The sequence below is a fragment of the Pseudomonas cyclaminis genome (assembly GCF_015163715.1).
Taxonomy (GTDB): domain Bacteria; phylum Pseudomonadota; class Gammaproteobacteria; order Pseudomonadales; family Pseudomonadaceae; genus Aquipseudomonas; species Aquipseudomonas cyclaminis.
In genome coordinates this window covers 1-9,280 of record NZ_JADDUM010000254.1, presented here as the reverse complement: position 1 = coordinate 9,280, position 9,280 = coordinate 1, and the positions used below count along the sequence as shown (strand labels likewise).

Here is a 9,280-nt window from a genome sequence, read left to right as displayed (position 1 = left end):
TTGTCTGGAAAAACGGGGGCGGCTTGATGGGGCTCTGGCGCCAGCCCAGCGCGGGGCAAGCCCGCTCACCACAGAAGCCATGCCACCACAGAGGCCCGCTCACCCCCAAAAGAGCATGCTGCCTTACCCGGCCAACATCCCGGTGCTCACCGCCACAATCAGGAACCCCCCCAACAACGCCCGGTAGATCACGAACGGCCAGGTGGAGAACCGCTCCAGAAACTTCATCAGGCCCCAGATCGCAAAAAACGCCGAGACGCTGGACACCACCAGGCCAAACAACAGGTGCGGCCAGGCATGGGCTGGCAGATCGGCGTGCAGCAACACCCACAGTTCTTTCAAACCGGCGAGGGCGATAGCGGGCAGGCCCAGCAGGAAAGAAAACCGTGCGGCTTCTTCACGCTTGAAGTTGAGGAACAACGCGGCGGTGAGCGTCGAACCGGAACGCGACACCCCCGGAATCAACGCGCCAATCTGCGCCACACCCACGATCAGCGCATCGCGCAGGCGCATCTGGCTCACGTCGCGGGTGTGCCGTGCTCGCAACTCGGCTGCCGCGAGCAACACCGCCATCACCAGGCAGGAAATGCCGATCACCCTCAAACCACGCAATGGCGAGTTGCAGCTGTTGAGGGTCGATGACAGTGCCAGGCCGGCGATACAGATCGGAATCGTCGCCAGCACAATCGCTACCGCGAGCTTGAACCACCGGTCGTTGTAGTCGCCACGCGCACTGCACCAATGCTGCCTGTCGTCACCTGCTGCACATCGCGCCAGAAATAACTGACCACCGCCGCCAGTGCCGCCAACTGCATGGCCGCCGAAAACGCCGAGCCGGGATCCTGCCAGCCGAGCAGGGCGGGTACCACGCGCATGTGGGCGGTGGACGACACTGGCAACAATTCGGTAATGCCCTGGATTACACCGAGGATGAAGATCTGCAGGTAATCCAGGGACGCAAAGCCCACATCCAGGCCGGCGGAACAGACGTTCGTCAAAATACGTGTCCTTGAGAAAAGGGAGATATTGGCGAAGTTTATTCGAAATGTTTCAGCGCTTCGGCAGGGCCGACGGCTATTTGCAATCGGTTCAGCAATTAGAAAGGTTCGCGACGCTATTGGACTGTTCCGAGGTTTTGTGAACAATGGCGCCCTGCGTTTTTTGACCGAGAGCCCCATGCCCGAAACCACCGTGGAACTGATCCAGACCGGCCCCGAAGAAGCCGAGTTGATCCGCAACCTCTACCAGTACTACGCCTATGAGTCGTCGGACTGGGAGCAGGAAGATGTCGAGGCCGACGGCCGCTTCTACATCCATGACGAGCACCTGAACCGCTACTGGCAAGACCCGCGCTGGAGCGCCAACCTGCTGCTGGTCGATGGCTATATCGCCGGCTTCCTGTTGATCGAGGACAGTGAGGTATCGGGCATCGACGCCTTGGAACTGGCCGACCTGTTCATCCTCAAGCGCTACCGCCGCAAAGGCATCGGCCGCGCCATTGCCACCCAGGTGCTGTGCAGCGGCGAGGCCAGTTGGCTGGTGCGTTTTTATGACCAGGATGAAGTGTCCCAGGCGTTCTGGCGCACGGTGCTGGACAACCTGCCGCGCCCGGTGCAGACCCTGGAGCTGGACGATGAGCCGCAGTTGGTGAGCTATTTGATCACGCGTGCGGCACTGCATTAAACGCCTGCTGCATCGCCTGGGGCGGCTGCCCGAACGCCCGTAGAAACGCCTGGCGCATGCGCTCGCGATCACCGAAGCCGGTTTCGCGGGCCACCACTTCCACCGGGTGACGGCTGGTTTCCATCATTGCCCGTGCAGCTTCCACGCGCAGGGCTTCGATGGCCTTGGCCGGGGTTTGCCCGGTTTCTTCGCGGAACACCCGGCTGAACTGGCGCGGGCTCAAACGGGCGACATCGGCCAGGGCTTCGACGGACAGGTCATGGGTGAGGTTCTCGCGGGCGTAGGCCAGGGCCAGTTGCACGCGGTCGGACTTGGGGTCCAGTTCCAGCAGCGCCGACAATTGCGACTGCTCGCTGCCGCGGCGCTGGGCGATCACCAGTTTGCGTGCAATGCGCCGGGCGAGGTCGCTGCCCAAGTCGTTCTCCACCATCGCCAACGCCATGTCCACACCGGCGCTCATGCCGGCGCCGGTCCATACCTGGCCGTCCACCACAAACAGTTTGTCTTCTTCCAGTTGGATATCCGGGTAGCGCTTGCGAAACGCCGGGGCGTGAATCCAGTGGGTGGTGGTGCGCTTGCCTTCCAGCAAGCCGGCGTCGGCCAGCACAAAGATGCCCATGCACAACGAGGCCACGCGGCGTGATTGAGCCGAGGCTGCCTTGACCAGGTCCAGCAGGTTGGCCTCCGGCAGGCGGAATTCCAAATAACCGCTGACGATCAGCGTGTCATAGCCCTCGGGCCGAATCGGCGAAGTGTTTACCGAAAAACCCTGGGACGTCATCACCGCGCCGCCGCTTTCAGAGACCAGGTGAAACGCGTAGGCCGGCTCGCCGCGCAGCAGGTTCGCACACTCGAACACCGAGCCCAGGCTGAGGCTCAGGGATTGAAAGTTCGGGTAAACCATCAGCGCAACGCTGTGCATCGTCATTCTCCAAGGGGCGCGGGAGGGTGGATTGTCGGCGCGTGCCGGGTAAACGGCAACCCGCGCCGGCTCATGTCCGGAATCCTTGCGTATCTGACATTGTGAGGGGCCGGCGTGGCCCCTAACATTCCCTCAACGAACTAGACGACTGGTCTAATCCGGCGGGATCAAGCATGAACAGCGAAACCAAAAATGCCCGACAGACCATTCTGGACACGGCGCAAGTGATTGTCGGCCGCAAGGGATTTTCTGCGGTGGGCCTGAACGAAATCCTTCAAGCCGCCGACGTGCCCAAGGGGTCGTTCTATCACTACTTCACCTCCAAGGACGGCTTCGGTGTGGTGTTGCTCGACACCTACTTCGACCACTACGTACACGGCATGCAGCAGCTGTTCGACCAACCCGGTTTAACCCAGCACGCCAAGTTGATGCGTTATTGGGACGCCTGGATCGACAACCAGACCGGCTGCACCGAGGCGGGCAAATGCCTTGCCGTCAAACTGGGTGCCGAGGTGTCTGACCTTTCAGAGCCGATGCGTCTGGCCCTGCAACGCGGCACTTCGCGCACCATTGCATTGCTCGCCGTGGCGCTGCAACGCGGCGTTGAAGACGGCTCGTTGCGGCTTCGGCACCGCCCGCAGGACTTGGCCCAGCAGCTGTACGCGCTGTGGCTGGGGAGCAGCGTCATGAGCAAGATCACCCTGACATCCACGCCGTTTGATGAGGCGTTGTTGCTGACCCGACACCTGTTGGGTCGCCCTGAACACACTGACATTCACTGATCGAGGCACTGGAAAATGAACGTATTAATGGTACTGACCTCTCACGACCAGCTTGGCGATACCGGGCGCAAGACCGGCTTCTGGCTCGAAGAATTTGCCGCGCCGTATTACGCATTCAAGGACGCCGGCGCCGACGTGGTGCTGGCCTCCCCAGCCGGTGGCCAGCCGCCGTTGGACCCGGTCAGCGACGAGCCGGATGCGCAAACCGAGCAGACCCACCGCTTCGCCGCCGACCCGGCCGCGCAGCAGGCATTGGCCAACACCGTCAAACTGGACACAGTCAACGTGGATGCCTTTGACACGGTGTTCTACCCAGGCGGTCACGGCCCGTTGTGGGACCTGGCGGAGTCGCCGGTGTCCATCGCACTGATCGAAGCGTTTGAGCGTGCCGGCAAGCCCATCGGTTTTGTCTGCCACGCACCGGGCGCGCTGCGTCACGTCAAGGCGGTCAATGGTGAGCCGTTGATCAAGGGTCGTCGCGTGACCGGCTTCTCCAACTCTGAAGAAGAAGCCGTAGGCCTGACCAGCGTGGTGCCGTTCCTGATTGAAGATGAATTCAAGAAATTGGGTGGCAAGTATGAAAAGGGCGCCGACTGGGCATCCTTCGTGCTCGTCGATGGCCTGCTGGTCACCGGGCAGAACCCCGGCAGCTCCAGCGATGTGGCCAAGGCCCTGCTGAAACTCACCGCTTAACTTAATCAACCGCTCGATTCGTTGGCGACTCAATAGAGTCGCCAATGCTTTCGTGCGCCTCGAATTTGGAAAAAACCATGACTGACAACGTTTTAAGTACCCCGGTAAAACTGGGCCATCACACGCTGACCAACCGCGTCGTGCTGCCACCGCTGACCCGCCAGCGCAGCGCCCAGCCCGGCGATATCGCCACCGACCTGATGGCTGAGTATTACCGCCAGCGTGCCGGCGCCGGGTTCATGGTCAGCGAGGGCACGCAGATCGAACCCCGTGGCCAGGGGTACGCGTGGACACCGGGCATCTACACCCCGGCGCAGATCGACGGCTGGCGCAAGGTCACCGACGCGGTGCATGCCGACGGCGGGGTGATCTTCGCCCAACTGTGGCATGTGGGGCGTGTCTCCCATAACGCCTTGCAGCCCGAGGGTGCAGCACCCGTGGCGCCTTCTGCGCTGGCGGCGTTGCAGGCCAAAGCCTTCATCGCCACCGGCCCTGGCGCCGGCGAACTGGTGCAACCCCCGGTGCCGCGTGCGTTGAGCACCGCTGAGGTCAAGCAACTGGTGGGGCATTACGCCCAGGCTGCGCGCAATGCCCTGGATGCGGGGTTCGACGGGGTGGAAATCCATTCGGCCAATGGTTACTTGGTCAATCAGTTCATCTCGGCCCATTCCAACACCCGCGATGATGAATACGGCGGCTCGCTGCAAAACCGCCTGCGTTTTCTGCGCGAGATTGTCGAAGCGGTCAGCGCCGTCGTCGGCCCGGAACGCCTTGGCGTGCGGTTCTCGCCGTTGTTCAGCGGCACTGACGAAGACCGTGTGTACATCGGCCTGGTGGAAGAAGACCCGCACCACACCTATATCGAAGCAATCAAGGTGTTGGAGGCGTCGGGGATTGCCTATGTGTCCATCGCCGAGGCCGACTGGGACAACGCGCCGATCCTGCCTGACAGCTTCCGTGAAGCCGTGCGCAGCACCTTCAGCGGTCGCATTATCTATGCCGGTCGCTACACCGCTGAACGCGGCGCGAAACTGGTAGCGGCAGGGCTGGCGGATTTGATCGCATTCGGGCGGCCGTTCATTGCCAACCCGGACCTGCCGCAGCGGATTTTTAATGGCTGGCCGTTGAATCCGCTGCGCGAGGCAGGGATGTATGGTGGCGGTGAGGAGGGGTATATCGACTACCCCAGGTACCTCGGGTAGTCATGCAATCAATGTAGGAGGGGCTTGCCCCTCCCACATTTGATGTCTAGTGCCTGCTGGTTACGCGACCCGCAACACAATCTTCCCAATATGATCCCCACCTTCCATCCGCGCATGGGCCTTGGCCGCATCGGTGTAGTCAAACACCTGGTCGATGATCGGCAGGCAGCGCCCGGCCTCCAGCACCGGCCAGATGTACTCGCGCAGCTGTTCGGCGATCGCGGCTTTTTCTTCCTTGGTGCGTGCGCGCAGCAGCGAGCCAGTGATCACCGCACGTTTGCCGAGGATGGTCAGCAGGTCGACGTCATTGGCCTTGGCGCCGCCGAGAAAGCCCAGCATCACCAAATGCCCGTCCATGGCCAGGGCCTTGAGGTTGTTGTTGAGGTACGAGCCACCCATGATGTCGAGGATCACGTCCACGCCCTGGCCATCGGTCTGTTGGGCGATGACCTCGGCAAATTCCTGCTCGCGGTAATTGATCGGCTCGGCGCCCAGCTTCGCGATGGCTGCGCATTTGTCGGCGCTGCCGGCGGTGGCGAACGCCTGGATGCCGAATTCGCGGCACAGCATCAGCGCGGTGGTGCCGATGCCGCTGGTGCCGCCATGGATCAGCACCCGTTGGCCGGTGTGCGCATCCCCGAGGCCGAACAGGTTGGCCCACACGGTGAAGAAGGTCTCCGGCACGGCGGCGGCTTGAATCCAGTCCATGCCTTCGGGAATCGGTAACGCCTGGCCGGCGGGCACCGCGCAAAACTGCGCATAACCGCCGCCATTGGTCAGGGCGCAGACCTTGTCGCCGAGGCCGAACTCGGTCACGCCGTCGCCCAGCGCCACCACTTCACCGGCCACTTCCAAACCCGGAATCGGGCTCATGCCGGGTTTCATCGGGTACTTGCCAGCGCGTTGCAGGGCGTCGGGGCGATTGACCCCGGCTGCGTGCACGCGGATCAGGATCTCGCGGGGAGCGGCCACAGGTGTTGGCGCCTGGCGCGGTTGCAGCACCTCCGGGCCACCGGGGCTGGTGATTTCGATCAGGGTCATGTCGTTAGGGAGTGTCATTTGAAATTACCTGCAGCGATGAGCGTATGGAGTGGGACCGCATCGGGCGGCCGGCGGTTCAGCCAAGGCATGCCCAGTTCCAGTGCCAGGGCGACCACTATCGCCCCGGCGGCGATCATGAACAACAGCACAGGCTTGCAATCTTGCACGCTGCTGCGGGGACACAATCGACGTCGATAACGTGTCAACCAACGGGGAGTGCATATGAACGAATCAAGACATCAGGATCTGGGGCTGTTGTTTCTGCGGGCGACTGGGGCGTTGTTCCTGCTTTGGGTGCATGGCTTGCCCAAGGTGCTCAACTACAGCGAGCAACTGACGCTGATCGAAGACCCGTTTCACCTCGGCGCCCACGTCACACTGCTGCTGGCGATCTTTGCCGAAGTGCTGTGCCCGGTGCTGATCGTTGCCGGCGTGTGGGTGCGCCTGGCGTGCCTGCCGATCCTGGCGGTGCTGTTGATCGCCATGGTGGTGGTGCATCCGCAGTGGACGGTGTTTGAAGGGCAGTTCGGCTGGTTGTTGCTGATCATCTTCACCAGCGTCCTGATTGCCGGACCGGGGCGTTTTGTGCTCGGCCAGCGTTTTGCCTGAATAAAAAAAAGGCCGGGTAAACCCGGCCGAATAAGGAGAGCGGTTTCAGCGATTGAGGAACGCCAGCAAGTCTTCGTTCAATGCCTGGGCGTGGGTCACGGCAAACCCGTGGGGCGCGTCCTTGTAGACCTTCAACTCAGCGCCCTTGATCATCTCGGCGGCCACTTTGCCGGTGGTGTCGAACGGCACGATCTGGTCACCATCGCCGTGGATCACCAGGGTTGGCACGTCGATCTTGGCCATGTCCGGACGGAAGTCGGTTTCGGAGAAGGCGGTGACGCAATCCACGGTCGACTTGAGCGAAGCCAGCATGGCGATTTGCAGGGTCTGGCTCAGGGTGCCTTCGGAGACCGTCTGCCCTTTGTTGAGGCCGAAGAACGGGGTGTTGAAGTCCGCGATGAACTGCGCACGGTCCTTGAGCAGGCCGGCCTTGATGCCGGTGAACACGTCCAGCGGCACACCTTGCTGGTAATCCGGCTTCTGGCCGAAGATCGGCGTTACCGCACCCAGCAGCACCAGTCCGGCAACCCGGGCGCTGCCATGCCGGGCGATGTAGCGCGCCACGTCGCCGCCGCCCATGGAGAAGCCCACCAGGGTCACGTCCTGGAGGTCCAGGTGTTCAATCAACTGGGCGATATCGTCGGCAAAGGTGTTGTAGTCGTTGCCGGTCCACGGCTGGTCCGAGCGGCCAAAGCCACGGCGGTCGAACGCGATGGTGCGGTAACCGCGGCTGCTGAGGTATTCCATCTGGTATTCCCACATGTCGGCATCCAGCGGCCAGCCGTGGCTGAACAGCACGGGTTTACCGCTGCCCCAGTCCTTGAAATAGATCTGGGTACCGTCTTTGGCAACGAATGTGCTCATGGAAAACTCCTGGTTGAGGGGGGCGAGAAGACGCTGGCTCACTATTGCCGTAAACCTGACGAAGGGCTTGTACGGGTGTGCTCGGTTGAACGGTTCAGCGTCTATGCTGGTCCACTGACCTCCACAGTCTGATCACACAGGTGAACGAAATGGCCAAGACCTACAGCTACGCCGCTCGGGACTCCAAGGATGCGCTCAAGCCCTTTACCTTCGAGCGCCGTGCGCCAGGGGCGGACGATGTACAGATCGACATCCTGTATTGCGGCGTGTGCCACTCCGACCTGCACACCGCACGCAATGAGTGGAACAACACCCTTTACCCCTCGGTACCCGGCCATGAAATCGTCGGCCGCGTGACGGCCGTGGGCGCCAACGTGCAAAAGTTCAAGGTGGGCGACCTGGCCGGTGTCGGCTGCATGGTCGACAGCTGCCAGCACTGTCCATCCTGTGCCGAAGGCGAGGAGCAGTACTGCGAGAACGGTTTTACCGGCACCTACAACGGCCCGGTATTCGGTGGTGAAAACACCTTCGGCGGTTACTCCGACAGCATCGTGGTCAAGGAAAAATTCGTGCTGCGCATCTCCCATGACGACACCAACCTGGCGGCCGTGGCGCCGTTGCTGTGCGCGGGCATCACCACCTATTCGCCGCTGCATCACTGGAAGGTCGGCCCCGGCAAGAAGGTCGGCGTGGTCGGCCTCGGTGGCCTGGGCCACATGGCGGTGAAGATCGCCCATGCCATGGGCGCGCATGTCACGCTGTTCACCACCTCGCCCAACAAACGCGAAGACGGCCTGCGCCTGGGTGCGGACCAGGTGGTGGTGTCGAAGAACCCGGATGAAATGGCCAAGGTCGCCAACAGCCTGGACTTTATCCTCAACACCGTCGCCGCGCCGCACAACCTCGACGTGTTTCTCAACCTGCTCAAGCGCGACGGCACCATGACCCTGGTCGGCGCCCCGGACAGCCCGCACCCATCGCCAGCGGTATTTGGCCTGATCTTCAAGCGCCGCAGCCTGGCCGGCTCGTTGATCGGAGGCATCCAGGAGACCCAGGACATGCTCGACTTCTGCGCCAAACACGGGATTGTCTCGGATGTGGAGATGATCGATATCCAGGGCATCAACGAGGCGTACGAGCGGATGCTCAAAGGCGATGTGAAGTACCGGTTCGTGATCGATATGGAGAGTTTGAAGAAGGAAAGCCACGCGGCCTGAGCCTGGCTCTCCACCCCATCGAATAACCCTTGTGGGAGGGGGCTTGCCCCCTCCCACATTGGAATTGTGTGACTCAGTTAATTGGTGCGGGCTCCCTGGTTGATCCAGGTGCCAATCAAGTCGCGCTCCCGCTGGGTCATCTGGGTGATGTTGCCCAGCGGCATGATCTGGCTCGCCACGGCCTGCGCTTGAATGCGTGCCGCTTGCTGCTGGATCTGTGCCGGCGTATCAAACATCACGCCGGCCGGCGCGGTGCTGAACATGGGC

The 9,280-nt window shown here is 62.0% G+C and carries 8 protein-coding genes and 3 pseudogenes; 6 read left to right on the top strand and 5 right to left on the bottom strand.

What is annotated here, in order from left to right; genetic code table 11:
• Nucleotides 1-123: 123 nt before the first annotated feature.
• Nucleotides 124-998: pseudogene (locus IQK56_RS26740) on the bottom strand (undecaprenyl-diphosphate phosphatase).
• Between the two features lie 178 nt (nucleotides 999-1,176).
• On the opposite strand from IQK56_RS26740, the gene IQK56_RS26735 reads away from it, so the two are divergent.
• A complete protein-coding gene (locus IQK56_RS26735; RefSeq protein ID WP_122308958.1) occupies nucleotides 1,177-1,683 on the top strand; it encodes a GNAT family N-acetyltransferase in 507 nt (168 codons plus the stop codon).
• Here the strand turns inward: IQK56_RS26735 and IQK56_RS26730 are convergent.
• A complete protein-coding gene (locus IQK56_RS26730; protein ID WP_150675248.1) occupies nucleotides 1,661-2,605 on the bottom strand; it encodes a GlxA family transcriptional regulator in 945 nt (314 codons plus the stop codon). The two genes, IQK56_RS26735 and IQK56_RS26730, sit on opposite strands and share 23 nt — an antisense overlap.
• A 173-nt stretch (nucleotides 2,606-2,778) precedes the next feature.
• Between IQK56_RS26730 and IQK56_RS26725 the strand changes: the two are divergent.
• The 3 genes and pseudogenes from IQK56_RS26725 (at nucleotide 2,779) to IQK56_RS26715 (ending at nucleotide 5,282) form a co-directional block, all read left to right on the top strand.
• Nucleotides 2,779-3,406, top strand: a pseudogene (locus IQK56_RS26725) (TetR/AcrR family transcriptional regulator).
• Entirely contained in the window at nucleotides 3,403-4,080 is a 678-nt protein-coding gene (locus IQK56_RS26720; protein WP_122308938.1) for a type 1 glutamine amidotransferase domain-containing protein, read from the top strand. The pseudogene IQK56_RS26725 and the gene IQK56_RS26720 overlap by 4 nt, the downstream one beginning before the upstream one ends.
• A gap of 77 nt (nucleotides 4,081-4,157) precedes the next feature.
• A complete protein-coding gene (locus IQK56_RS26715) occupies nucleotides 4,158-5,282 on the top strand; it encodes an alkene reductase (protein ID WP_193864005.1) in 1,125 nt (374 codons plus the stop codon).
• 60 nt (nucleotides 5,283-5,342) lie between these two features.
• On the opposite strand, the gene IQK56_RS26710 is transcribed toward IQK56_RS26715, so the two are convergent.
• Nucleotides 5,343-6,341: an NAD(P)H-quinone oxidoreductase gene (locus IQK56_RS26710; RefSeq protein WP_193864006.1), complete on the bottom strand. Its 999-nt coding sequence runs from the start codon at nucleotides 6,339-6,341 to the stop codon at nucleotides 5,343-5,345.
• A gap of 204 nt (nucleotides 6,342-6,545) precedes the next feature.
• On the opposite strand from IQK56_RS26710, the gene IQK56_RS26705 reads away from it, so the two are divergent.
• On the top strand, nucleotides 6,546-6,932 hold the full coding sequence (locus tag IQK56_RS26705) for a DoxX family protein (protein WP_122308932.1): 387 nt from the start codon (nucleotides 6,546-6,548) through the stop codon (nucleotides 6,930-6,932).
• A 45-nt stretch (nucleotides 6,933-6,977) separates the two neighbouring features.
• Here IQK56_RS26705 and IQK56_RS26700 read toward each other — a convergent pair whose 3' ends face one another.
• On the bottom strand, nucleotides 6,978-7,796 hold the full coding sequence (locus IQK56_RS26700; RefSeq protein ID WP_122308930.1) for an alpha/beta fold hydrolase: 819 nt from the start codon (nucleotides 7,794-7,796) through the stop codon (nucleotides 6,978-6,980).
• A 149-nt stretch (nucleotides 7,797-7,945) separates the two neighbouring features.
• Between IQK56_RS26700 and IQK56_RS26695 the strand changes: the two genes are divergently transcribed.
• Nucleotides 7,946-9,013, top strand: a complete 1,068-nt coding sequence (locus IQK56_RS26695; RefSeq protein ID WP_122308928.1) for an NAD(P)-dependent alcohol dehydrogenase — start codon at nucleotides 7,946-7,948, stop codon at nucleotides 9,011-9,013.
• A 77-nt stretch (nucleotides 9,014-9,090) separates the two neighbouring features.
• Here IQK56_RS26695 and IQK56_RS26690 read toward each other — a convergent pair.
• A pseudogene (locus IQK56_RS26690) lies at nucleotides 9,091-9,280 on the bottom strand (urate hydroxylase PuuD); the annotation flags it as partial.